22 protein-coding genes are annotated in these 25,908 nt (G+C 56.6%); 7 read left to right on the forward strand and 15 right to left on the reverse strand.

From position 1 onward, the window contains the following. Positions 1–70: 70 nt before the first annotated feature. The 6 genes from Q0K10_RS03240 (at position 71) to Q0K10_RS03265 (ending at position 9,618) form a co-directional block, all read left to right on the forward strand. Entirely contained in the window at positions 71–895 is an 825-nt protein-coding gene (locus Q0K10_RS03240) for a hypothetical protein (RefSeq protein ID WP_294503097.1), read from the forward strand. Further along, entirely contained in the window at positions 892–2,568 is a 1,677-nt protein-coding gene (locus tag Q0K10_RS03245; protein ID WP_294503100.1) for an ABC transporter substrate-binding protein, read from the forward strand. The genes Q0K10_RS03240 and Q0K10_RS03245 overlap by 4 nt, the downstream gene beginning before the upstream one ends. Next, positions 2,558–3,460, forward strand: coding sequence for a carbohydrate ABC transporter permease (locus Q0K10_RS03250; RefSeq protein ID WP_294503102.1), 903 nt, complete (start codon positions 2,558–2,560; stop codon positions 3,458–3,460). Before Q0K10_RS03245 ends, Q0K10_RS03250 begins: the two co-directional genes overlap by 11 nt. A gap of 11 nt (positions 3,461–3,471) precedes the next feature. Further along, a complete protein-coding gene (locus Q0K10_RS03255; protein WP_294503105.1) occupies positions 3,472–4,302 on the forward strand; it encodes a carbohydrate ABC transporter permease in 831 nt (276 codons plus the stop codon). Positions 4,303–4,636: 334 nt separating this feature from the next. Next, positions 4,637–6,964, forward strand: coding sequence for a hypothetical protein (locus Q0K10_RS03260; protein WP_294503108.1), 2,328 nt, complete (start codon positions 4,637–4,639; stop codon positions 6,962–6,964). A gap of 365 nt (positions 6,965–7,329) precedes the next feature. After that, positions 7,330–9,618 carry a hypothetical protein gene (locus Q0K10_RS03265; protein WP_294503110.1) on the forward strand — a complete coding sequence of 763 codons (2,289 nt, stop codon included), beginning with the start codon at positions 7,330–7,332 and terminating at the stop codon, positions 9,616–9,618. Between the two features lie 71 nt (positions 9,619–9,689). Here Q0K10_RS03265 and Q0K10_RS03270 read toward each other — a convergent pair whose 3' ends face one another. From Q0K10_RS03270 to Q0K10_RS03320, 11 genes are all read right to left on the reverse strand, one after another. Then, entirely contained in the window at positions 9,690–10,763 is a 1,074-nt protein-coding gene (locus tag Q0K10_RS03270) for a Gfo/Idh/MocA family oxidoreductase (RefSeq protein WP_294503113.1), read from the reverse strand. Between the two features lie 90 nt (positions 10,764–10,853). Next, the gene (locus Q0K10_RS03275) at positions 10,854–11,192 is read right to left on the reverse strand and encodes a hypothetical protein (RefSeq protein WP_294503116.1); all 339 of its coding nucleotides are present in this window, start codon (positions 11,190–11,192) and stop codon (positions 10,854–10,856) included. 4 nt (positions 11,193–11,196) lie between these two features. Beyond that, entirely contained in the window at positions 11,197–11,526 is a 330-nt protein-coding gene (locus Q0K10_RS03280) for a hypothetical protein (protein WP_294503119.1), read from the reverse strand. Positions 11,527–11,550: 24 nt separating this feature from the next. Further along, entirely contained in the window at positions 11,551–11,880 is a 330-nt protein-coding gene (locus Q0K10_RS03285; RefSeq protein WP_294503122.1) for a hypothetical protein, read from the reverse strand. A 36-nt stretch (positions 11,881–11,916) separates the two neighbouring features. Continuing rightward, positions 11,917–13,395, reverse strand: coding sequence for a 2-oxoacid:acceptor oxidoreductase family protein (locus Q0K10_RS03290; RefSeq protein ID WP_294503126.1), 1,479 nt, complete (start codon positions 13,393–13,395; stop codon positions 11,917–11,919). Positions 13,396–13,398: 3 nt separating this feature from the next. Continuing rightward, positions 13,399–14,463: a 3-methyl-2-oxobutanoate dehydrogenase subunit VorB gene (vorB, locus tag Q0K10_RS03295; RefSeq protein WP_294503129.1), complete on the reverse strand. Its 1,065-nt coding sequence runs from the start codon at positions 14,461–14,463 to the stop codon at positions 13,399–13,401. Positions 14,464–14,467: 4 nt separating this feature from the next. Then, positions 14,468–14,695: a 4Fe-4S dicluster domain-containing protein gene (locus Q0K10_RS03300; RefSeq protein WP_294503131.1), complete on the reverse strand. Its 228-nt coding sequence runs from the start codon at positions 14,693–14,695 to the stop codon at positions 14,468–14,470. Positions 14,696–14,729: 34 nt separating this feature from the next. Next, complete coding sequence (locus tag Q0K10_RS03305; RefSeq protein WP_294503134.1) at positions 14,730–15,665, reverse strand: MoxR family ATPase; 936 nt, start codon at positions 15,663–15,665, stop codon at positions 14,730–14,732. A 30-nt stretch (positions 15,666–15,695) separates the two neighbouring features. Then, positions 15,696–17,948, reverse strand: a complete 2,253-nt coding sequence (locus Q0K10_RS03310; protein WP_294503137.1) for a DUF3656 domain-containing protein — start codon at positions 17,946–17,948, stop codon at positions 15,696–15,698. Between the two features lie 76 nt (positions 17,949–18,024). Further along, complete coding sequence (locus Q0K10_RS03315) at positions 18,025–19,239, reverse strand: chromate transporter (protein WP_294503140.1); 1,215 nt, start codon at positions 19,237–19,239, stop codon at positions 18,025–18,027. Positions 19,240–19,246: 7 nt separating this feature from the next. Continuing rightward, complete coding sequence (locus Q0K10_RS03320; RefSeq protein ID WP_294503142.1) at positions 19,247–20,473, reverse strand: ABC transporter permease; 1,227 nt, start codon at positions 20,471–20,473, stop codon at positions 19,247–19,249. Positions 20,474–20,542: 69 nt separating this feature from the next. Between Q0K10_RS03320 and Q0K10_RS03325 the strand changes: the two genes are divergently transcribed. Continuing rightward, a complete protein-coding gene (locus Q0K10_RS03325) occupies positions 20,543–21,073 on the forward strand; it encodes an epoxyqueuosine reductase QueH (RefSeq protein WP_294503146.1) in 531 nt (176 codons plus the stop codon). A gap of 67 nt (positions 21,074–21,140) precedes the next feature. On the opposite strand, the gene Q0K10_RS03330 is transcribed toward Q0K10_RS03325, so the two are convergent. The 4 genes from Q0K10_RS03330 to Q0K10_RS03345 all read right to left on the reverse strand — a co-directional run bounded on the left by Q0K10_RS03330 (position 21,141) and on the right by Q0K10_RS03345 (position 25,701). Then, positions 21,141–21,383 (reverse strand): hypothetical protein, encoded by a 243-nt coding sequence (locus Q0K10_RS03330; RefSeq protein ID WP_294478629.1) that lies wholly within the window; start codon positions 21,381–21,383, stop codon positions 21,141–21,143. A gap of 303 nt (positions 21,384–21,686) precedes the next feature. Then, the gene (locus Q0K10_RS03335; protein WP_294503148.1) at positions 21,687–22,616 is read right to left on the reverse strand and encodes an EamA family transporter; all 930 of its coding nucleotides are present in this window, start codon (positions 22,614–22,616) and stop codon (positions 21,687–21,689) included. Between the two features lie 64 nt (positions 22,617–22,680). Next, positions 22,681–23,100 carry a hydroxyisourate hydrolase gene (gene uraH / locus Q0K10_RS03340; protein ID WP_294503150.1) on the reverse strand — a complete coding sequence of 140 codons (420 nt, stop codon included), beginning with the start codon at positions 23,098–23,100 and terminating at the stop codon, positions 22,681–22,683. Between the two features lie 639 nt (positions 23,101–23,739). Next, positions 23,740–25,701, reverse strand: a complete 1,962-nt coding sequence (locus Q0K10_RS03345; protein ID WP_294503152.1) for a DNA polymerase — start codon at positions 25,699–25,701, stop codon at positions 23,740–23,742. Positions 25,702–25,908 lie beyond the last annotated feature (207 nt).

Consider the following 25,908-nt stretch of genomic DNA (forward strand, 5'->3'; position numbering starts at 1 on the left):
GGAGCATGGGGGATTCCGGAATATGACCAGCGAACGGTTTTTCCGAAATCGTGGAAACAAAGGAGGTGTGATGGTCAACCCGTTGTGGTTTCTGGCCGTGACTCTTGCGGGGGTGGGAGTCGTCGGAGCCGGGGAGTCCGGAGCGAACAGAAATACGCCGCGTGAGGCTCTGAAAGCCTATGCCGCCATGGATTACACACTGGCCGGCAAGCTCGCCGCGGAAATTCCGGACACGCCGGAAGGACAGCTGATTTCTGGATTGTGCGATCTTTATGATCGCAGCCGGCAGAACATCAGGCGCGGGCAGTCGACCCTCGCAGGCATTTTTGTCAGCGAATCGATGCCGCTGGATTACCGGCTTGAGGCGGGGATCGCGCTCGGGCGGACAGCCCAGCTCATGAAGGAGCGCCGCGAACTCTACGGCGATGCGGGCGACCGTTACGACCATGTGAAGATTTTTGAACGGGTCATGAAGATGGCTCCGGGCAGTTCCGCCGCCCGCAACGCGTTCCTTTATCTGATCCGCGAGCGCCTTGAGACGCCGGAACTGCAGGAGGCGGCCTTTGAGGAACTCGAAATTTTCATCCGCGATTTTTCCGGGGACTCCAAGCTGCTCCCCCCGGTTCATCTGCTGGCGGAATACGAGTATATCCGGTTGAAGAACGACTACAGAAACGCCGTCCGCCATCTGCGGGAAGGCTATGAGACCGGGTTTGCGAATCCGAGCGAGAACCGCAGCGGACTCTTCCGGCTGGCGTTTCTCTACCACAAGAAGATCGGTGACAAGCCGATGGCGGTCAAATATTACCGGGAGTATCTGGAACGTTATCCCTATTCCGGGCAGGCCGCGGTCGCGCAACGCTTCCTCGAAGAACTCGGCGAGGGCGGAAAATGAGCGACAGGAACAGGGACGAAGTTTACAGCGCCGGCAGATTTCAGAAGCTCGGACTCTGGCTTGCCGTTTTGTTTTACGTGCTTTCCGTTGTGATGGTGATCCGGAACTGCGGCGGAATGTCCGTGGTGTTTTCTCCGGACACCCGGGTCATCACCATCGCCCACTGGCAGCTGGAGGATGGATTCCGTGAGGGCATCGACGCGGCGATCGCCGAATATGAGAAACGCAAGGCCGGGCAGGGCGTGAAGGTGAAGGTCCGGCAGGTCGCGATTCCGGTGCGGGGATATCCGCAGTGGTTTCTCACGCAGCTCATCGGCGGCAATCCGGCCGACATTCTGGAAGTGACCGGCAGTTCGGATATCCTCAATCAGTATTTTACTCCGCTTTCGCCCTACATCGGCAGCCCGAATCCGTGGAACAAGGGCACGCCGCTGGAGAAAATGAGCTGGCGCGAAAGTTTTGCGGACGACATGTTAAGTGCGCTTGACACGGCGTACAGCGAATTTTTCTCGGTATGCACGTTTATGCACACAACCCGGCTCTATGTGAACATGAAGCTTTACGAGGAGGCGACCGGGAAGACCGAGCTGCCCGACACTTTGACCGACTGGCTCGACGCGTGCCGGAAACTCAAGGAGTATGGCGTCAAACAGAACCGGCCGATCATCCCGATCGGGGTGCGCGGGTTTGACAAGGGAACCATCGGGCAGATTTTCGGAACCTATTATTCGGAACTCTGCACAGATCTCTCCGACACGGGTTCCCGGTACGGTTACGGGACTCAGCCGGGTGAGCTTTTCCGGCAGATCAACGCAGGAGAGCTCAGTGAGGACCGGCTGCTTGAACCGGTGGAGGTCGTGACGGAAGTGGGGCAGTATTTCGCCGACGGATTTCCCGCGATCGACCTCGAACAGACGAAGTATCTCTTTTTCGCCGGAAACGTGGCGTTCTTCATCGACGGGACCTGGAACGCGTTCAGCATGATCAACAACGCTCCGTTTCCGGTCCGGGTGATTCAGATTCCGATGCTGGACAGGGAACACCGGCTCGGCGCGAAGGCGTTCGGGCGGATCACCGAACTCGGCAGTGGCATTCAGGGGAGATTCGGCATCCCGAAAAAGACCCGTGACTTCGAACTTGCACTTGATTTCCTTCAGTTTCTTACGAGCTGGGAAATCAATCAGCTCGTCATGGTGGAACACTGCAAATGGATGTCCTCGCTCAAAGAGGTCAAATACGAGGGCGTGATGAAGGAGTTCGAGCCGGTCACAAACACGAGCCACACCGCGGTCTCCTCCCCGTTCACTTCGATCGGATCCTTGACGAACCGGCTCTCCCTGCAGCGTCTGGAGAACAGCATCATCCGTCAGCCGGAGGATCCGAAGGCGTTTTTCTGGAACGACTTTCTCCATGACAGAGAACAGACCCTCGACGAGATCCAGGAGGCGACCTACGGGGTTCAGCGGAATCTCTGGAGCATGGACGGTACGCGCTCGGCGCTCGCGGTGGGGGTGATTCTTTCCGAATCGGACTCTTCCGAAATCGGTCTGTTCCTGCAGCGTTCGAACATCAACCTCGAAGGTATTGTCAGCCGTTACCGGGCGGTGGATGCCAATATCCTCTTAATGGAAGAGCTCGGGAAGTTGAAGGAGTACGGCAAAAATGGCAATTGAAGTCCCGTTCAGGAAACTGCGTTATTACTGGCCGGCCTATCTGCTGATCGCTCTTCCGCTGCTGCTGGTGCTGGTGTTCAGCTATCATCCGATCGTGAACGGCATGTGGCACATGTTCTACCGCTGGGACGGGGACACGGTCGAGGAGTTTGTCGGGTTCCAGAACATCGTGCGCATGTGGCGCGATTCGTCGCTGCTGCACAGTTTCTTTGTGGTGACGATCTTCGTGGTCGCGAATATTGTGAAGATGGCGCTGCCGATCATCGTTGCCGTGGTGCTGCACCATGTGATCAGCGATCGGATGGGTTATTTGTACCGGATTCTCTTTGTGATTCCGATGATCATCCCGGGCATGGTCGGCATTCTGATCTGGAAATACTTCTATGAACCGAACAGCGGAATTCTGAACAATCTGCTCCGGATGATGGGATTCATCTCGCCGACGGAGACGATTCAGTGGCTGTCGGACGAGCTGCTGGTGATCCCGTCGCTCGTGTTCATGGGGTTCCCGTGGGTCGGCGCGTTCGGGGTGCTGATCTACCTCGCCGGGCTTCAGGGGATCAGCGAGGATGTCTATGAGGCGGCGGAGATCGACGGCGCGGGGCCTTTGACGGTCTTCTTCAAGATCGAACTTCCGCTGATCATGACCCAGGTGAGAATCAATCTGATCCTGATGATTATCGGCACGATCCAGAGCTGGGAGAACATCTATCTGTTTCTCGGCGCGGACGGCGGGCCGGGCGGCATTGCGACGGTTCCGGGGCTTCTGATTTTCCGGGAGGCGTTTGCGCGCGGGCTCTTCGGTTACGGGTGCGCGATCGGTTTTGTGATCTTTGTGGTCACGCTCGTCCTGACATTGATCAACAACCGCTTCGTTCGGGTTAGAAAGTAGGAGTTTGGCAAATGGCTCGCGTGGTACGATCCAGAACCGTTGAGTTTTTCAAGCACGTGTTTATTCTGCTTGTGCTGTTTTTCGCCTTTGTCCCCATGTATCTGATGATCAACATTTCGCTGAAGGACAACCAGCAGTTCGCCCGGAATCCGTGGTTTCCGGAGGCCCCGTTCCACTGGGAAAATTATCTTTTCAGCTGGGACCACCTCGGCGGAACGATCTTCAACACCGCTTTCGTGGCGATCACCGCGACGGTGCTGACGCTGGCGGTGGCGATTGTGGGGGCGTTCTTCTTCGCGCGTTACAAGATGCCCGGGTCGAAGTTTCTTTTCGGAGTCTTCATCATTCTGATGATGTACCCGTCGGTGGCGAACATGGTGCCGATGTTCAAACTCATCACGTCGCTCGGGCTCTATAACACTCATTTTGCGCTGATCATCCCGGCGATCGCGGGAGGACAGGCGTTCAACATCTTCGTACTGCGGAATTTCATCGAGGATATCCCGCAGGATCTTTTCGATGCGATCGAGATCGACGGCGGGAACATGTTCTATCAGATCTGGCATGTGGTGATTCCGCTTTCGATGCCGATCATCGGCACGCTCGGGATCCTTTCGATCATCGGCCAGTGGAACAACTTCGTGTCTCCGCTGCTTTATCTGCGCGATACGAACCTTCAGACGATTTCGGTGGCACTGCTTCACCTGGAAGGGGAGTATACGAAGAACTGGGGACAGCTGATGGCCGGTTATACAATCGCTTCGATCCCGCTGGTGGTGCTCTTCATCTTCTGCATGAAACTGTTCATCCGCGGGCTGTCGTCAGGAGCGGTCAAGGGGTGAGTTTTACAAAGCGGATATCCGCGTTGCAGGAGTTTGAAAATTCAAAATTTGCATGACATATTAAAAAATTGCATACGTGTGTCATGAGTTTCGCCTCCAGCGGTTTCCGGTGGTGAACGGAAAAATTCACGTCGCCGGGAAACGGCCGGATGCGTTTTCATCTTTATGAGATAATAAGAACTTTCGCTGGATACGGGGAACCCATTGCGGGGTTCGGGTTGAAAAAAGGGGGGTGTCGCACAGAATCATCATATCCGGAATTGCGTCGGGCAGGGGGAATCAGCCCGCCGGATTTATGAAGATCAACCTGAAAGGAAAGAGGAATTAGGAGAAAATGCATTGGATCGATTGGTGTATCATGATCATTCCCGTGATCGTCATTCTGGGATTGGCGATTTATTCCGGGAAATATGTCCGCGGAGTTGTTGACTTTCTTGCCGCCGGACGTGTGGCGGGGCGCTATGTGATTTCGGTGGGAGACCTGACCGCCGGCTTGAGCGTCATTACACTGGTCGCTCTCTGCGAAGCGAAATACCAGACCGGTTACGGGGTGGATTTCTGGGGGAAGCTGGTTGCGCCGCTCGGGGTGGTTTTTTCGCTGACGGGTTACTGTGTCTACCGCTGGCGTGAAACGAAGGCGCTCTCGTTCGGACAGTTTCTGGAGATGCGCTACAACCGGGCATTTCGCATCTTCGCCTCCGCGCTGCGGACGATTTCCGAGATGATTACGAATGCGCTCGGGCCGGCGATCGCGGTGAACTTCTTCATTTACTTTCTCGGGCTGCCGCACAGCGTTTCGATTTTCGGGCTTTCGATACCGTGTTTTACGATCATCCTCGTGCTTCTGATGTCGATGGCGATGGTCTGCATCTGGCCGGGCGGCCGGGTTTCGCTGCTGATCACTGATACGTTCCAGGGATTGCTCTGCTACCCGGTGTTCGTGATTATCGTCGGCTATATTCTCGCGAATGTCTCCTGGGACGGCGCGATCGCTCCGACCATGATGGATCGCGCCCCCGGGGAGAGTTTCCTCAATCCCTACGATGTTTCCAAGCTGCGTGACTTCAACATCTTCGCTCTGGTGGTGAACCTTTTTGCCACCGTGCTGAACCGGGCAAGCTGGTTCGGCAACGACACCACGAACTCGGGCCGCACGCCGCACGAGCAGAAAATGGCGGGAATCCTCGGCGCCTGGCGCAATGGATTCGCCTATGTGATGCTCATGGTGATCGCGGTCATGGTCATCACGATCATGAACCACGAAACTTACGCGGACCGCGCGAAAGACATCCGTGATACGCTTGCGGACAAGGTTTCGATGGAGACGATTCCTGATGCGGGGGAACGCGCCGAGGTGGTGAAGGCCGTTCAGGCGATTCCCGCGCAACACCACAAGATCGGCGTCGATGCGCCGCTTTCCCGCGTGGACAATCTTGACACTCCGGTGTTCGACGCCGTACAGGACGCGGTCGGTCGCGATGGTGACGGCAACTTCACCTTCCAGAAGTTCCGCACGATCTATCAGCAGATGATGATGACCATCACGCTGCGCAAGACCTTCCCTGTGGGACTGCTTGGACTCTTCGGGCTGCTGATGATCATGCTCGTGCTTTCGACCGATGACTCGCGTATTTTCAACGCATCGAGCACGATTCTTCAGGACGTGATCATGCCGTTCAAGAAGAAGGCGTTCACGCCGAAGCAGCATCTGTTCTGGCTTCGCATGTGTTCGGTGGGGGTTGCGGTGTTCTTTTTGATGTTCAGTCTGCTGTTCGTGCAGATCGACTACATCAACATGTTCACGACGATCATGTGTTCGATCTGGCTCGGCGGAGCCGGGCCGGTGATGATCGGCGGGTTGTACAGCCGGTTCGGCAATACGACCGGGGCTTTTGCCGCGATTTTCGCGGGTTCCGGAATATCCATCGCCGGAATCTATCTGCAGAGCAACTGGGCGCAGGACATCTATCCGCTTCTGGTGACGCAGGGGTGGGATGAGTCGGTTGGAAACTTCCTTGCAACGGTCTCTTCGCCGTTCGAGCCCTACATTGTCTGGGAAATGACTCCGGAGAAGTTCCCGATCAATTCGTTTGAGATCTATTTCATCGCGATGCTTGCCGGTATTGCCGCCTATGTCATCGGATCGTTCGTCACCTACAAGGGACCCTACAACCTTGACCGGCTGCTGCACCGCGGCATCTACAACGTGGATGGAGACGAGAAGAAGATCCACTCGAAGTGGACATGGAAGAACGTCTGGAACAAGCTCATCGGCATCACGCCGGAGTATACGCTCGGCGACCGGATCATCGCATGGTCGGTTTTCGGTTATTCCCTGGTCTACCAGCTCGGCATCACGTTTGTCCTGGTTGTGATCTGGAATCTTATCTATCCATGGCCGCTGGAGTGGTGGAGTTACTATTTCTACATCACCACGCTGCTGATTCCGGCGATTGCGGGTGTGATTACCACGGTCTGGTTCTTCTGGGGCGGGACGAAGGATACGATACAGCTTTTCCGAGACCTTGAGGCACGTATCGACAATCCGCTCGACGACGGCCGCGTGTCCGGTCAGATTTCTCTGGTTGACCAGGCTGCGATGGCGCAGGCCGAAGAGGAAACCGTCAGAAAGATGGATGAAAAATCCGGGGAGACCAGATAATCCTCCTGCCACAGCGATTTTTACGATCGGGAATCGGATGGAGAAGTTCTCCATCCGTTTTTTATTTTGGTTAACAGGTTTTTCTGTTTTTCCTCTTGCATAATGCCGGATGTGTGATATATTGATGGCGGAGGAGGCCCTGTCGAAGGGCCTTCTGTGTTTTGGCGGCGGGGGGATGAGCGCTTGTCGGTGACACAGACGAATTTCTGCACGGACAGCATGGGGGGAGGTTCCTCCTTACGTTGCGGAGGGGGAATTTTTGTCTGCTGACGGCTGTGCTGCGCATCTCTGATTCTCCATAAACAGAGAACTCTGCCGGGAGATGGAGTCGGAGTTAGCAGAAGAAAAGAGGGCGCAAAGAAAAAATGCATTGGTTGGACTGGTGTATCGTAATCATCCCGCTGGCCGTGATTCTGGGGATGGCGTTTTATTCGGGAAAATATGTCCGCGGCGTGGTGGATTTTCTCGCCGCGGGTCGAGTCGCCGGGCGCTATGTGATTTCCGTTGGCGACCTGACTGCGGGGTTGAGCGTGATTACGCTGGTCGCCGGCAGCGAACAGAACTATCAGACCGGCTACGGCATCAGTTTCTGGAACAACATCATTGCACCTGTCGGAATCGTGCTGGCTCTGACCGGATTTTGCACCTACCGCTGGCGGCAGACCCGCTGTCTTTCAAAGGGGCAGTTCATTGAGCTCCGGTACGGCAGTAAGGCGTTCCGTGTGGTGACTGCGACGGTCAGTACCATTTCCGAGATGGTGACCAATGCGCTCGGACCGGCGATCGCGACCAACTTCTTCATCTACTATCTCGGCTTGCCGCACAAGATCATGATCGGGGGCGTGAGTCTGCCCTGCTATGCGATCATCGTGGTGATGTGCCTGACGCTGGCTCTGCTGATCATCTGGCCTGCCGGCCGAATTTCCCTGCTGGTGACGGACTGCTTCCAGGGGTTGCTCTCTTACCCGATCTTCGTGATGATCGTCGGATTTATTCTGCTGAAATTCTCCTGGAATGTCGACATCTCCCCGATCCTCTGGGATCGTGTTCCTGAGCAGAGCTTTATGAATCCCTACGATGTTGCGCAGCTGCGTGACTTCAACGTCTTTGCGCTGGTTGTGACGCTGACGAGTTCAATTCTGAACCGCGCGAGCTGGATCGGGAACGATACCACGAACTCCGGCCGCACGCCGCACGAACAGAAGATGGCCGGTATTCTCGGCTCCTGGCGGAACGGGTTTTCGACGCTGATGATGCTGCTGGTCGCCGTGCTGGTCTACGTCTTCATGAACAGCGGCAACTTCTCCGAACACGATGCGTCGAACCGGTTCCGGGTCACCAACAACGAATTGCGCCAGCGGCTTTCGGAGCGGGTTCTCGATGAGGTGATTGAAGATCGCGACCGCTTTGCAGAGGTCTCCTCCGCGGTTCGGGCGATCCCCCCTGTGCATCATATTGTCGGGCAGGACAAGCCGCTTTCGCAGCAGGAGAACCTCGACACCCGTTACTTCAAGGTCGTTCGTGAGCAACTCGGCGATACGCCGGAGGCGCGCCGTGAGTTCCAGCAGTTCCGCACTCTCTATCAGCAGCAGATGATGCCGATGGTGTTGAGCAACGTGCTGCCGATCGGTATGCTCGGGTTGTTCTGTCTGCTGATGATCATGCTGCTGATTTCGACTGACGATTCGCGTATTTTCAATGCGGCGGGCTGCATTGTGCAGGATATGATTCTCCCGTTCATCAAGACCCGGCTTTCCCCGAAAAAGCACCTGCTGCTGCTGCGGTTGACCTCACTCGGGGTGACGCTTTTCTTCCTGGTTGTGGCGCTGTTCTTCTCGCAGCTGGACTACATCAACATGTTCGTGACGATCATGTGTGCGTTGTGGCTCGGTGGGGCGGGACCGATCATGGTGTTCGGCCTTTACAGCCGGTTCGGGAATCTGACCGGTGCGTGGTGTGCGATCATCTTCGGATCGGGGTCCTCGCTGCTCGGGCTGATTTTCCAGCGCAACTGGGCGACGTTGATCTATCCGTGGTTTGAACGGAACAACTGGGTCAGCCCGATGAACGATTTCCTTGTGGCGATCAGTTCGCCGTTCGATCCGTGGATTCAGTGGTCGATGGATCCGGTGAAGTTCCCGATCAACTCCTATGAGATCTTCTTCATCTCGATGATGCTTGCGGTCGGCAGCTACATCATCGGTTCGTACCTGACCTACAAACCCTACGATCTGGACAAACTCCTGCATCGCGGCAAATACTGCGACAATCCGGAAGAGGCGACGCAGCAGAAGATCAGCTGGAATCCGGTTGCGATTTTCCGCATGCTGATCGGCATTACGCCGGAGTACACCCGGGGCGACAAAATCATCGCCTGGTCGGTGTTCTGCTACACCTTCATCTACCAGCTGATCGGAACATTTGTGATCGTGGCGATCTGGAATATCTTCTGGCCGTGGCCGAAGGAGTGGTGGAACAACTACTTCTATGTTGTTTCGCTCTTCATGCCCGGAATCATCGGGGTGATCTCGACCTTCTGGTTCCTGATCGGCGGAGCGCGTGACACGGTCCGGCTCTTCAAGGATTTGAAGAAGCGGGTCGAGAATCCGAACGACAACGGACAGATTTCCGTGGTCGAGAGCAAGGGCGAATAATTTCAGCCCGGGACATGAAAAAGGCCGGACGGCGGGTAATGCCGTTCCGGCCTTTGTTTTTTTGAGGTGAATTATTCGACCTTGACAGCCTGCATCTGGGCGCGGATGCAGAGTTCCGCAGCTTTAAAAGCGTGCTCCTGGGTCATGGCGTTTTCGGTGCGGTTGAGACAGTCGAGAATCAGTTGCCCGAAGTAGGGGAAGCCGACTTTCCCTGCTGCGTTGAAATAGTGCTCCCCGCTGCCGTCGATCCAGAAAACATGGTCGCTGCCGTCGTCGCGGGTGATGTCGAGGTACTTGCGCAGTTCGATGTATCCTTCCGTCCCGAGGATGAAGGTTCGTCCGTCGCCCCAGGTGCGCAGTCCGTCCGGCGTGAACCAGTCGACGCGGAAGTAACCGGTTGCGCCGTTGTCGCCGATCAGCGTGGCGTCGCCGAAGTCGTCGAGTTCGGGGTACTCCGGATGGTTGTAGTTCGCGATCTTGCTTGAAGCAATCCGGGCGTCGGTCGCGCCGGTGTAGTAGAGAAACTGTTCAATCTGGTGACTGCCGATGTCGCAGAGGATTCCGCCGTACCGGGCCCGTTCGAAGAACCAGGCGGGACGCGAAGGCGCATTCAGTCGGTGCGGTCCCATTCCGAGCACCTGAAGAACCCGGCCGATCGCGCCCTGCTTGATGAGTTCTCCGGCATAGACGGCGCTCTCGGACTGCAGGCGTTCGCTGTAACAGACCATGTATTTGCGCTTTGTTTCTTGTACGGCGGCTTTCGCTGCGTCGAGCTGTTCGAGCGAGATCATCGGCGCCTTGTCGGTGAAATAGTCTTTGCCGGCTTGCATCACGCGAATTCCGAGCGCGGCCCGGTCGCCCGGCACGCAGGCGCCGGCAACGAGTTTCACGGCGGGATCGTCGAGAATCTGCGCTTCGGACGCGGCCGCCACGGCTTCCGGGTGCTGCTGCCGGTAGGCTTCGACCTTGGCTGGATCGGGGTCGTAGACCCATTTCAAGGTCGCGCCTGCTTCCTTCAGGCCGTTGGTCATGCCGTAGATATGGCCGTGATCGAGGCCGATTGCCGCGAATGGAAATTCGCCAGGTTTCACGACCGGTGCGGGTTTGCCGACCGGAGCGTAGTTCATGCCGTCTGCATTGTTCATGATCGATTTCTCCCACGTGATGTTTTTGTTATACTTAATCCGCTTTCCGTAAATCAAGCCGGTATTGGAAAAGGCTCGGTCGAACGACGTTCAGAAATGGTGGAAAAACAAAAAACGGCCCGTCAGAAACAGAGCCGTGTCGACAATCCAGACCGCGATGGTCAGCGGGAGAGCGCCGCGCAGGAACTTCATTCCGAGCCAGTGCACAAGGAGCGCTGCGAGAAACACGGCGCCGATGATGCCGGCGAAAAACGGGATGAGCAATCCCTGAACCATCACGCCGGACAGGATCGCCGCCTGGCTCCAGTGCAGTTGCGTACCGAGGAGTTTCCCGCCGAACCGCAGAAGAAGCACCCCCGCCGCAAACGGCAGCCCGCCGAGTGCGACGATGAGGTACAGCAATTGCAAATCAGCTTCCAGCCACTCCATGTCGCTACGCCACCGGAGAGCCCAGCAACGAATTCACATAGGCGATGACGAGAGCCGGTACAAAAAGACTCACCACTGTCATGGCCAGACTCGCGAGCACCGTGCATCGGAACACCACGATGAGCAGAACCAGTGCAACGACCAGCGCCAGCAGCACCGCTGCGAGCGGCACGAAGATGTTGATAATCCCGCACACGGTCACGACAGCCGTAACCAGCAGCGACGCTTTCCACGAGAGCACCGGCTTCGAAAGCCGGGATCCGAGAAAGAATACGAGGAATCCGAACACCCCGTAAAGCAGAAATGCAACGAGGATTGACACTCCGGTTGACATAGTTTGTTTTTCTCCTTTATGCGGCTAAACGGTCTGAGAGGACAACAGAATCCTCAGGCTGAAGCCGAGAACAATCTGGAGCAGGCGGGAGACCAGAATCAGCAGCACTCCGCTCGGGAATGGTTCACAGTCGCACCACTTGTTCAGCAGCCACAACATGACGATCCAGCTCGCAATCCAGCCGACGAAGGGAACCAGAGCAACCAGTGTTCCCGCCAGCGCAATCAGAAACGCCTGAAGCCAGGTCACTTCGGCTCTGGTGATTTTTGACCCGAGACGCAGTGTCAGGCCTCCGATCGCGCATTGAAGGAACAGTACCACAATTGCGGACAGAATTGTCTCCAGAGCTTCCATGCCGTTTCTCCTTGTGTTGGTTGCCGGTTTCCCACTTCAGTTGCGGATCCGCCTTGCATTGGCTTTTCCGATGTAAAAAGCCTTGATGTTGTTTTTGACCACGTGCTCCTTTTCGTGGAAGCAATCCATGATCGCCTCTTCGAAGACGCGGTCGAAGTCGGCCTTGTCCTCTTCGTCGAGGAAGAGGTCGCACATCATGACCGCGACGGCGCCGAGCAGCACGGAGTTCGCATACTTCAGGTCTCCGAGCTGTTTGGCCAGATCCGAGGCGGGCAGCGTGTAGATCACGCGGTCGAGCACCTCATCCGGGCAGGAGCCGTTCGACTCATCGTAGAGCAGAATTCCGTTGCGTTTCAGCGTCGGCAGATACCTTTCGAGAGAGGGGCCGTTCAGCGCGATGAGCAGGTTGCACTCTTTGCTCACCAGCGGTGAGCCGATCGGGTTGCGGCTGAGCACAACCGAGCAGTTCGCCGTGCCGCCGCGCATCTCCGGTCCGTAGCTCGGAAGCCACGAGACGTTGAAGTTGCGCAGCTTGCCCATCGTGGCAAGCATGTACCCGAGACTCAACACCCCCTGGCCGCCGGATCCGCAGAGTTTGATCCGCCGTTCCGACTGGAAAATGCGGGAGGGATTGCGGAACGACTCGCTCACACCGTCCGCGACCCGGACCGGATAGAGCAACTCCCGTACCGCCTGCGGTTCGTAGATGCCGGTCGGGCGGCTGATCGGGTCACGGCTCTCGGCCGTGTCCTTGTAGACGCCGAGCGGGAAGTAGCGGCTCATCTGGTTGTCGAGGAATTCGTTCATGTCCCGTGCGTTCATCTTCAAATTGACCGGACAGCCCGAGAGCAGTTCGACCAGCGAAAACCCCTTGCGTTCGATGCTGTTGGTCAGCGCCTTGCGGATTGCGAGCCGCGCCTTGCGGATGTTCTGCACCGTCGAGAGTGCGCACCGCTCGACGTAGACCGGAGCGTCCAGCGCCGCGACCGTTTCTGAGACTTTCAACGGATATCCTTCGCTCGTGACGCTGCGCCCGAGCGGAGAGGTCTGGGTCTTCTGCCCCGGCAGCGTGGTCGGCGCCATCTGGCCGCCGGTCATGCCGTAGATCGCGTTGTTCACGAAGAACACCGCGAGGTTTTCGCCGCGGTTCGCCGCCTGCAGAATGTGATTGAATCCGATCGACGCGAGGTCGCCGTCTCCCTGATAGGAGATGACGAGGTTTTCGGGATTCGCCCGTGCGAGGCCGGTCGCGACCGCGGGCGCCCGCCCGTGCGGCGCGGAAATGCCGAAACAGTCGAAGTAGTAGTAGCTGAACACGGCGCAGCCGACCGGGGCGATGATGATCGTTTTATCCTTGATCCCAAAGTCGTCGATCGCCTCGGCAATGAGCTTGTGAAGGATCCCGTGTCCGCAACCGGGGCAGTAGTGCATATTCGTCTTGATCGGCCCCGGACGGCGCTCAAAACTTGGGAAAAAGCCGTTGGAACGGCCGTAAAGAATCTTCTCTTTCTCCATAACTCATGCCTCCTTCGCGCCGAGGGCGTCGATGGTGCGATTCACGATTTCGTCGATGGTTGCGACGTTGCCGCCCATGCGGTTGACGAGATGGACGGGGCGGTCGCAGTTGATCGCAAGTTTCACGTCGTCGATCATCTGCCCGTCGCTCATTTCGACCGCCACGAACTGTTTGACATGCCTGAGCGCACGGATCGCGTCGACCGGGAACGGCCAGAGCGTGATCGGCCGCAGCAGCCCCGCCTTGATGCCCTTGGTACGGAGTTCGTCGACCGCCGACCGGCAGAGCCGTCCGGAGATGCCGTACCCGATGAGGACGATTTCGGCGTCGTCGGTGCGGTACTCCTCGCTGCGCTGTTCGGCGGCGCGGATCGCGGCGTATTTTGCCTGGAGCTTGCGGTTCAGCGCCTCGAGATCGTCGTGTTCGAGATAGATCGAGCTGATCATGTTCGTACGGGGACGGCTCACGTCGAGCGCCCACTCCGGAATCTCCGCCCGTGCCGGAATCGGTTCCGGCAGCGTCACGGTCTCCATGGTCTGGCCGATCACGCCGTCGGTCAGCAGATAGACGACGATGCGATACTTTTCCGCAAGTTCAAACGCGAGGCGGGGGAAGTCGCACATCTCCTGCGCCGACGAAGGCGCGAGCACGATGCAGTGATAGCTGCCGTGACCGCCGCCCTTGACGACCTGGTTGTAATCAGACTGTTCCGGACCGATGTTGCCGAGTCCGGGGCCTCCGCGCATGATGTCGACCACGAGCGCGGGCAGTTCGCTGCCGGACAGATAGCTGATCCCCTCCTGCTTGAGGCTGATTCCGAGTCCGGAGCTCGCGGTCATCGCGCGCCGGCCGTTTGCGGCAGCGCCCATGACCATGTTGATGGCGGCGATTTCGCACTCCGCCTGAAGAAACGTGCGCCCGAGCTTCGGGAAGCCGCGCGCCGCGGTATGGGCGATTTCGCTGGCCGGAGTGATCGGGTAGCCGAAAAAGCATTCGCATCCCGCCAGCAGCGCGCCGTAGACCACGGCTTCATTGCCTTTGAGAAGCATTCGATTCGTATATTCCATGACACTACTCGCTTTCAATCTGGACGACGGTGATGGCTCCCGGTTCCGGACAGGTCAGGAAGCAGCCGCCGCAGCCGATGCACTCCTGCCCAGTCCGTACAGCGTACGGGAAGCCGAGTTTGTTCAACGTGGTTCCGAGTTTCAGGACATTGCGCGGACAGGCGATCACGCACCGTTCGCAGCCCTTGCACTCATCCGGTGCGATCCGCACCTCGAATTTTTTTTTGCTCATGAAAAATATCTCCTCCTTCGGAAAAGATCCTTTGTCAAAGCGGAAGTTTCGTGTTGTGAATGATTTCCGCAATGATTTCCTGCGCCGAAACTCCGGCGTAGCGGGTTTTCGCATCGACAACGATGCGGTGGGAAAGCACCAGCGGAGCCAGTTCGCGGACATCGTCCGGCAGGACGAATTCACGTCCGCAGATCAGCGCCAGTGCGCGGGAACAGTCGGCCAGACGGATCGCGGCACGCGGACTTGCCCCCAGCGTGAGCCGCGCATCGTGACGGGTCGACTGGACAATCGTAAGCAGATAGGCGGAAACCGACGCCTCCATGCCGACTTTCTTCATGTCGGCCTGAAGCGAGAGCACCTCCTCACAGCTGATTTCCGGCTTCAGTGAGTCGAGCGGATCGATGTGGCGACGGTCGTAAAGCATCTCGCGCTCGGCCTCTTCATCGGGGTAGCCGAGCGACAGCCGCATTGCAAAACGGTCGAGCTGCGCCTCCGGCAGCGGATAGGTCCCCTGATATTCGATCGGATTCTGAGTCGCAATGACCATGAACGGCGCTTCCAGAAACCGGGTGGTCCCATCCGGAGAGACCTGGTGCTCGCACATGCATTCGAGCAGCGCCGACTGCGTACGCGGCGACGCGCGGTTGATTTCGTCCGCGAGCAGGATGTTCGTGAACACCGGCCCCTTCCGGAACTGGAACTGCCCCGTGCTCGGATTGTAGATCGATGTTCCGGTGATATCCGCCGGCAGCAGATCCGGAGTGAACTGGATCCGGTTGAATTTCGCGTCGACGAGGCGGGCCAGCGCCTTGGCCAGCGTGGTTTTCCCCACGCCGGGCACGTCGTCAAGCAGAACGTTGCCCCCCGCGATCAGCGCGGTCAGAAGATGGCGGATCACGTCGGCTTTGCCGCGGATAATCCGGTTCAGTTCAGATTCGACGATGGCGAGTTTTTCGATCGGTGTCGGCATGTTTCCCTCTTTCCTGACAGATGCTCCAATTCAGAACCAGCCCGATTCAAAGTTGAACGTTCCGGTCTCCTGGCTGTTCCAGTGAGCATTTTGTAAATCATAATAGTCGTAGACCCCGGACAGTCGCGGGATCGAGTGAACTTTCTGCGGGTAGAGCCGGGTCAGCCCGTCCCGCCGGTCATACCGGATGCAGAAGCCGTTGCCGCGCGCGTCGCGAATCTCCCCCTCAGCCGGAATTCCGGCCCGCGTGACGAGCAGTACCGGCCGCCCGTAGCGATAGAGTTCCACCGGCAGAACCGAATGGTCCCGCAGGGCTTCGACATCCTTCTTCTCCAGCTCAATATGGGCCATCACCCGGGTTGCTCCGAAGCGCGACAGTTCCAGCGCGGCCATCGAGTTGCAGACCGGCAGCGGCGTCGAGGCGGTGATCTCCAGGCCGTCCGATTCTCCGAGCAGCGCAAGCGCGTAGAGCGACGTGACCCGGAATCTCCGGATTCCGGCATTCCGCGCATTGCGGATCGCCTTGCGCAGCGAATCGAGCCTCCCCTCCGGACAGAACTCCGGCAGAATTGCCTCGGTCGTGAGTTTGCTGATCTCGTAGACGTTGCTGGCACGTACGGCCTTGCGGCTGCCGGGCTCCGCCCCGTTCGGCTTGACCGCCACGGTTTCACGCAGATGCTCCGGCAAGGCGCGGAAAGGAGCAAGTTCAAGGTAGGCTCTCCGGAATTTTTCCAGCCCGACCGCCGAATCCCGGAAACAGCTTCCGGGGGCGAGGTTCTGTTTGACTTCGTTCCAGAATTCGCGCCGCACGGCTTTGAGTTCTCCCGCCGGGAAGAAGTAACTTCCGGCGATTTCGCAATGAAATCTCCCGAGCGCAAACGTCTTCGAGTCGGCTGCGGCGAACTCCTTTTCCAGCGTCTCCGCCGTGACCGGGTGCGAGGAGGCCGCAGCGAGCGAAAGCTCTTTCTCCCAGCGTGCCAGAGGCGCATTCCGGACTTCTATGCTGATCCGGTTTGCGGAAAGTTTGAGTTCGAGATCAAGTTTCTCCCGTGGCGGCGGCAGGGCGGCGAGCTCTTTCGTGTAATCGGGGAAACTCTCGCCGATCTTGAACACAAGCCCGCCCGATGCGACCGGTTTGTCGCACGGGATGACCAGCTGCTGCCCCGGCAGCGCCTTGCGTGCCGGCTTGCCTTCGACGAACATCTTCGTGACCGTCAGCGCCGGACCTTCGTCGCCGGACTGCGGCTGAACCCGGAGCCGGTCGCCGAGGAAGAGCCGTTTCGTGGTCGTGAATCCGAAGCCGTTTTCGCGCAGTTCGTTCACGTTTCCGCACAGCAGCCCGGCCGCCCCGAGCGAATCGTGCGAGACGAGCGTGCCGGCGGACTCCTTCGTGTAAAATCCGAGCGACCACTTGCGTCCGCATCCGCGGGAGAGCATGTTCCTCGCCTCTCCGAGCCGCCCGCGGAACTCCTCCTCCGGCGCGTCGAGCAGCATCCGATAGGCGCCGACTGTCTGTCTTACATAATCCGGCTGCTTGAGCCGCCCCTCGATCTTCAACGATTCGATGCCGAGTGCGCGCAGTTTCGGAATCAGCTCAATTGTGCAGAGATCCTGCGGCGAAAAGAAAAATCCGTTGCCGTTTTTTCCGAAATAACGACGGCGGCACGGCTGTTTGCATTTGCCGCGATTGCCGCTGTAACCGCCGAGATACGATGAAAAGAGACACGCCCCGGAGAGCGAGACACAGAGCGCTCCATGCACGAACACTTCAAGTTCAAGCCGCGTCGATTTGCGCACTGCGGCGATTTCGTCGAGCGTCATCTGCCGTTCGAGGACCACGCGGCTTACGCCGAGTTTTTCCGCGACTTCAAGTCCGGCCGAGTTGTGGAATCCCATCTGGGTGGAGGCGTGCAGCACAAGTTTCGGGAAATATTCCCGCGCCATGCGGATGATCCCGAGATCCTGCACAAGCAGCGCGTCCGGCCCCATCTCTTCGAGCAGCGCGAGCGTCTCGGCAACCTCCGGCAGTTCGGACTCCTTCACAAGCGTGTTGAGTGTAAGATAGACTTTCCTGCCGAGTTTGTGGGCGTATTCGATGATCTGCGCCATGCGTTCCGGCGTGAAGTTTTCGCCGCGTTCGCGCGCATTGAATTTCGCCAGACCCGCGTAGATCGCGTCTGCGCCCGCCTCAAAAGCGGCGAGGGCTCCGGCGGGACTCCCCGCCGGAGCCAGCAATTCAGGATTCGGCGGCAGAACGCCGGGTGCTCTCTCTTCTCTGCTCATTATCTTTCCGTACTCCGTATTCTTTAAACTATATGGCAACTTCCGCAAAAATCAATGTTTCAAGCGGAAAAATCTCTCAAATTCGGCACAGAATCGCCCCCAGTGCGGCCGAACAGAAGATTGCCGTCATGATGCTGCATTTGCTCTTGTAAAGCGCCCACCCCGAAAGCAGAAACACCGGAACGGACCCGTAGCAGAGCCGGAACGGCCCCTCGTAGGCTTTCAGGTGTCCGGTCGCAAGTTCCGCCAGATATCCCCAGGGAAGCTGGCTGGTGAAAAGCGAAAGTTCGAGGTAGATGAGCGTGGTCGCCGCCATGAGCCCGACCGTCACCGGGCCGATTCCCGCCATGATGCCGCGCACGATGGGGCTCTGTTCCCAGCGCGCGAGCGAGCGCAGCGCGATCTGCATGAGAATGTAACTCGGCAGCAAAAGCCCGATCGTGCAGATGAGCGCCCCGAAATACCCGCCCCGGCGAAAACCGAGAAATGTCGCAAGATTCACTCCGATCGGTCCCGGCGTCACCTGCGAGATCGCCGCAAAGTCGCTCAACTCGTGCAGCGTGAGCCAGTGTCTCGCATCGACCAGCTCCTGGATGTAGAGCGGCATGAGCGCGCTTCCGCCGCCGAAGCAGAGCAGTCCGAACCAGCAGAAAAGCAGAAAGAGCGTGAGGAGTTCGGCCATCCCGCTCTCGGCTTTTCCGGCCAGGGCGGCCCGGCTTTGCCGCAGCTGCGTCCGGATGCCGCAGATGAGTCCGACTGCGATTCCCGCTCCGAGCATGATCGCCGGATTGGTTCCGTAGAAGTAGACCGCTTCGATCGTGAAGAGCGCCGCCGCCAGCGAATACTTTCCCGTGATGACCTTCGGCCAGAGCCGGACGATTGCGACGATCGTCAGCGCCGAGAGCGCGGTGCGCACGCCGATGAACGCCCCCTGCACATAGAGATTCTCCATCGGGATCACCCCGAAGCCGACCGATACGAGACAGATGATGAGGTACGAGGGGAGGGCGACCGCCACGAGTGCGACGAGTGCGCCCCACTGCCCGGCCGTCCGGTATCCGACGTAGATCGCCGCGTTGCCGGCCGTGAGTCCCGGGATCGCCTGAATGACCGTCAGCATTTCGAGCAGTTCCCCGTCCTTGAGCCAGCGCAGTTTGCGCACGAAGATCTCCTCGGCTGCAAGGATGATCGCATACCCGCCGCCGACTACGAAGAGCGCGATTTTGAAGAAGTTCCAGAAGAGCAGCCGGAGCCGTTTTGCGAACGGTACGTCGTTGAGAGCGGATTCCATGGTGTTTCTACTCCAGTCGGATGCGCGGGTCGGCCCACGCGTAGGCGAGGTCGGCGAGCAGGTTCATGATGACGAACAGCAGCGCACTCGTGATGACCAGCGCTTTGAGCAGTTGAAGATCCGAATTGTAGAGCGCGTCTACCCCCGTGAAGCCGAGTCCGGGGATGCCGAAGAACGACTCCAGCAGCAGGCTCCCGGTGAAGAGGAACGGCAGCGACGCGCTCGCCCGCGTGATGATTTGAATCGCCGCGTTGCGCAGCAGATGTTTGCTGTAGACCTGGAACGGCGAGAGCCCCTTCGCCGCCGCCGTGCGCAGGTATTCACGCCGCAGCTCATTCACGAAAACCGTGCGGTAGAAGCGGACGTTCCCGCCGATGCCGCAGAGAATTCCGACCAGAATCGGCAGACAGAGATAACCGAATCCCTCATATCCCCAGACCGGGAAGAGGTCGTAATAGTAACCGAGAAACCACTGCGCGAAGATGATGACCACAAGATAGGAAACGCTCATGCCCGCCACCGAAATGAGCACGAGCGCGCGGTCGATGATCGTATCCTTGAACGCCGCCGCCACGAGCGCAAGCGCGAGCCCGATGACCAGCTCTCCGAGAAACACCGGAATCATGAGACAGAGCGACGGCCAGACTCCCCGGATCAGGATCTTCGAAATCGGTTCTCGCGTGGTGATGGTTTTTCCGAAGTCGAGCACGCGGATATACGGGAACTCCGGTTGAAAGCTCACAAGTTCTCCCAGTGCCCGCAGAAATTGCGAATTCCACGGGGAATCCTGGAGACGGTAGAATTCAATTTCGTCGATTCCCTCTGCAAAGAACATCGGAGAGGGGTTGTCATCCTCGAAATAGTGTGTCTCGCCGTTTTTCACGACGCGGCAGCCGTAGCGCGGAATCGGAAACTGCCGTTCAAAGCGCAGATAGGTCCCGTTGAACGGCGGCTCGACCTTTTCGAGTTTCACAGCCGTGACGCCGGGACGCAGCGGTTCCCCCGCCCGGTAGGGGGCGAACGCTTCGGTTTTGCAGCGGCGTCCGTAGAAGAGCGGCAGATCCGCGCCGAGGTCGCGGCGCAGCGCATCGATCTCATCGGCGCGGGCGTTTTTGCCGAGCACCGCGGCGGCGGGGTCTCCCGCGGCAACGTGAAACAACACGAAGGTCAGGAACACCACGCCCAGCAGGATCAGCACGGAATAAAATGTTCTGCGGATAATGAAACTGAGCATGATATAAAATATCCCGGAATGCGCTCTTTTTCAATTGAAAAAAACGCTTTCCGGTTGTAAAATATGGATATGGCGAATTCCGAAAACAATCCGTTGCTTCTGCATGTCTGCTGCGCTCCGTGCGCCGCGGGCTGCGTGGAGCGTCTGCTTGAGACCGGGCGGGAGATCCGGCTCTACTACTCGAACAGCAACATCGCCACGAGTGAGGAGTTTGAGCGGCGGCTCGCATCGGTCGAGCAGCTTGCGGGAATCTTCGATCTTGCTCTGGAGGTCGATCCCTACCGGCATGCGGACTGGGAGCGGTCGATCGCCGGTTACGAATCCGAGCCCGAACGCGGGTTGCGCTGTCCGCTCTGCTTCGGCTGGTCGCTCGGGCGCACGGCGGAGCGGGCCGCCCGGCTTGGCGCGAATTTTGCGACGACGCTGACCGTGAGTCCCCACAAGCCGAGTCGCGTGATCTTCGAGGTCGGGGGGCGCTATGCAAACTTCGAGCCGTGGGATTTCAAGAAAAAGGACGGCTTCAAACGGAGCCGTGAACTTGCGCGGGAGTATGGATTCTACCTTCAGAACTTCTGCGGCTGCGAGTTTTCCGTGCGCTGACTTCCCGTCTGCCCGAAAACGAAAAAGCCCCCCGGGGGAACCGGAGGGCCGCAAACGGCGGAAGAACTTACTTCGCCTGCTCGTTCTTCTGGAGAACACCCGCTTCGAGCAGCTTGTCGATGAGCTGCTGCATGGAGTTGAACGCGCCGAGGAAGCCCTGCGGCGGCATGATGATGCGTTCGTTGACCACCGGAGTCGGGGCCGAGCCGTCCTCGTTCGGCTGAAGGGTGACGAAGTCAAAACGGACCATGCCGCCGGCGAAGTGAATCTGACCGATGCCGTCCGCGAAAATCTCCTTCTTGTGTTCCATCCTGCAATTCTCCTTATTGTTATGATTGTCTGCCGTTTTCACACGGCATTGCCTGTCCCGACAGGGGCAAAACACTTCATTATACACCCGATTGCGGAAAAGTCAAATTCCTGAACGGAAAAATCCTTTTAAAAAATGGGATTTTTTTTAGGAATATCCGATTCTCCTGGTGAAAATATGCTTTCTTTTTTGCGCATTTCCTCCGCGTCGAAGAATGTCGACGTGGAAGGGCAGCGTGAACCATGCCACGCCCCAAGGTTTCCGCCCGCGTGGCTCACTGATATGTGGTCGACTCCGGCGGGGTTACCTTTGCCGGCGGCAGAGGTGGAAACGTTTTCCCACGCCGGAGAGCCGGCAGGACAGCTGGCTGCCGGATATTACAACCGTGACCGCGGCCAGAATGACCAGAATTCCGAGCACCAGGCGCAATGTCAGCTGTTCCCCGAACAGCAGAATCCCGAAAAAAACCGCGGTAATCGGTTCCAGGGCTCCGAGAATTGCCGTCCGTGTTGCGCCGATCAGCCGAATCGATACCGTCATAAGCAGCAGGGAAACGATCGTGGGGAAAAACGCCAGCGCAATCGCACACCCCCAGCCGGAGAGTGTCGCGGGCCACTGCAGGTCAGCTCCGAATTTCAACCGGATTCCAAAGAGCGGTACCCCGAACACCAGAGCATAAAAGGTCAGAAGCTCCGGAGACAGGCGTTTCAAATCAGTCTCCCGAACCGCGACCATGTAGAGCGCATAACTCAACGCCGAGAGCAGAACCAGAACCAGACCACTGATATTCAGGGAATTTTCCCCGTCTCCCCTGTACAGGATTCCCACCCCCGCTAGGGCGCCGACAATTCCCAGAATCGTCGGAACGGAAATTTTTTCACGAAAAAATGTCGCCATGATGACCGCAACCATCACAGGATATACAAAGAGAATCGTCGAGGCGATTCCGGCATCCATTTTCTTGTAACTCAGAAAGAGAAAAAGCGATGAAAGCGCCATCAGCAATCCTCCGATCACAGCCAGAATCAACTGTCTGCCAGACAGCCGGAACGATTTCTTACGCCAGACCAGGAAGAGACCAAGCAGAATCATGGCCAGAGCGTATCGGTGGAACAGCACCGAATCCGGAGTCATTCCGGTCCGATACAGGGGGAGCGTGAACAGAGGATTCATCCCGTAAGCCACTGCGGCGAAAACTCCGCAGCACAGACCTTTAAATGTATCCTTGTTCATTTCGGGAATGTTTCCGTTGAGTCGTCTGCCGGCGGACGCAGTCGCGCATGCCGGAGACCTGGTTTCAATTGCCGCGGTAAGTTCCGTAACCGTTTGCCGACATGGTGATCGGAATGTGGTAATGATTCGAACCACGGATTTCAAAAACAACCTCGACAAAAGGATAGATCGATTCCCGGTTCTGCTTCCGGAAGTAATCCCGGGTTTCGAATTTCAGTTTATAAATTCCATCGTTTGTCCGGTTCGCTGGCAGAAAGTTTCCAATTCTGCCGTTTGGGTCGGTAATTCCCGCATCGACTTTATTCCAGGTAATTCCGTCTTCCGCCAGACGGAAAAGTACGATGGGCACTCCGGAGGCCGGCCTGCCGAGGTTGACGTCCAGAATATGGGTGCTGAGCTGATAATTCTCTGAGGGCGTGGCGGCATACGTCCGGACTCCGAGACATGCGCAAACGAGACAAAGAGTGTAGATGAGGTGTTTCATGATCTCTCCTTTTTTCTGTTCTGTTTCCGGAGAACGGCTGTGCAACTCGACGGTCTTGACATGCGAATTTCAGGAGCGCCACGTCTCCCGAAAATAAAAAAAATGGCAGCCCCGCAAGGATTCGAATATGCGGCTGACTACTTCCTCCTCAAAAAACGCTTTCCTCCGGCTGTTTTTCCTGTTTTCAGGTCCCAAAATCCCGCAATTGTGACCCATTTGTGCCCCAATTGTGACCCCGGCAAGAGGCCATCAATACTTATAATTTACCCGTTATGGCTGGATTTTGACAGGGGATTTCCAAACTTTTTTTCAACTTTTTCAAGTTAATAACACATCTCCATTCTTTCGATTAAGGAGTAAATTTCCTTGTACTTGCTGAATATGGAAAGAAAAGAATTGGCTCATTATCAGACAGAGTGAGATAGCTTGTAATACCATGAAGAAATCTCAGAAAAGTTGCCCTTGTCGTAAAAAGTCTTGGTTCGTTCAAGTTTATCCGTTTCTGTCCGCATTGAAGTGGATTGTCTGCTGTCAAAACAGGTATTCATGAGGCCGGGATTACACTGTTTGGAATGATGAAAACTCCCCCCAACGTTTTATGCCGTCATTGACGGAACGTTGGAGGGGGAGAACAGAGGGTTATTTCAACCCGGCAAGATTGGTTCCGAAGACTCCTTCGGCATCAAGGACCAATCCTTCAGCCCATTGGGGAACCGTTCTCCATATTTGAATCATGGTTTCCATAGCTTGCTTGGCCTGATCTTCAGGAACGCAGGCAATCACCTCGTCGTGAATGTGAAGGACAATTGGAATACCGGCTTCTTCACATTTCAGAATTACATGGACCAGCAGATCACGGGCTGTAGCCTGAACGACGTTCTCTGTGAGAAGTCCACCATGAAGATTCTTCCCATCATGGTAACAAAGCGGCTGTTGTTCCATGAGGGTAGTAACCTGCTCGCCTTGCGAGTTGAGATAACTGATTTCCTGAATACGGGTCGGCAGGATCGCCGTGGCTTGATATATGAGTTTCCGCCCAGATGGTAATGTCACCCATGTCGCTCTGTTGTCGCTGGCAATAACCAGCCTGCCCAATTTCCTGAAATTCCGGCTTGTTACGCTTTTACGGAACTCCTTTTCCAGCTCCTTCCAGAAACCGGGGATTGCCCGGTATTGGTTCCGATAGGAGTGGACGATCTTATAGGCAAGTGCGGCAAGCTCGCGCTCTGAACGGCACAATTCGCTGCTGGCGATGGAACTTTTCAATTGTTTCGCGAAACGCTCCACTCCCATTTGGTATCCCAAACCGAGGATGGCTGTTTTGCCGATCTGGCGCAATAAGCCCTTTCGTTGTTCTGCCGGAGAATCATCACAGGGCTTCCCTGCTGGTTCCTTAAATACTTCTGAAGCAAACTCAGAGTAGATATCCCGTCCAGAGGCAAAAGCCGAATTGAGCTGTTCTTCTTTGGTCAGCCATGCAAGTACACGCGCTTCGATCTGTGCCGCATCCACGGCGACAAAAACGTATCCTGCCGGTGCATGAATGGATTGCCTGATCTTCCATGCCGTATCATTGAGGATTTGAACCGGCGAGCGTCCGGGAACAGGAAGATTCTGTAAGTTAAGACCGTTGCCTCCTGCAAAACGTCCGGTTTGCGCATGATGGTACTTGAGAAACACCGGCAAAGTACCACCCGTTAGATTTGCCATACCGCTGAGGTAATTGATACGTGACAGCAATTGTGCTTTTGATTTCACCAGCAACCTTGCTTTGACGAGTTTACTGACAAGCGGGTCGGGATCGGAGAGCATGTTCTGCATCTCAGGGTCATCCATTGAAATAGCCGGGATCATTCCGTTTTTACCCGGTTTCATCGCAAGAGTACGGTTGGTTTTAGCCAATGCATCGGAAAGCAGTTGAGCAAACTGACGATCACTTGAAATTTCTTCGGGCTGCATATCCCCCAATTCATTGATCAGTCGGGTACAAAGTTCATGGCGGGCTTGTTGGAGCAGTTCTTTGTTGATCTTTATCGCATCACGCAGGAAACATTGTACAGTATGATTGATGATCTCCAACTCTTCCGGTAATATCTCTGGAACAATATGGTCATAGAGTTCACGAGTGATGACGACATCGTTGATCGCATAGGTACGGAGTTCCGCAAACTCTGCTGCTGTGAGCTCACGTTTGCCTTTGGAGAACTCAAGGTCGAGCTTTGCGGGCAAATGACAGCGTTCCGCAAGCTCTTTTAAGCTTACTTTCACATCGACACCGAAAAGATACTTTGCCATCAGCATGGTATCGTGAATACATGGGGGAATGATGTTGAACTTGTATTTAAGGATAGCGGCATCAAACATGGCATTGTGCATGATGATGCAGGCATTTTCCAGATTGTTGCCGTAAACACTTTGCAACTCATGAAGCAACACATCGGCATCACGGCGGAACTCTCTTTTACCGTCAGGATAGTATACTGCCAGTCCATGAATCTTAAACTGGGAGGAAAGAATGTACTCCTGATAAGAAGGGAAGCTATTGAGATTGTAACTGTCGGAATAAAAAGTCTCGAAATCGAGAGTCAGTAATGGGAACATAATAAATAGAACCTTTGTGTTGTAAATTTTTAAAATTTTATAATTCTCTATTAAGATAGAAAAACCTAATATTATGTATTTTGCAGATTAGGTTATTCTATCTTAAATAGCAGTTTGAAATTTTATTTTTTTTCTTGAACTGAGCCGCTAGCGCGGCAGGGAAAGCGAAACGAGAATATCCAAATGAAGAAAAATCGCTGGTGATTT

Source organism: uncultured Victivallis sp. (assembly GCF_944391105.1).
Lineage (GTDB): Bacteria > Verrucomicrobiota > Lentisphaeria > Victivallales > Victivallaceae > Victivallis.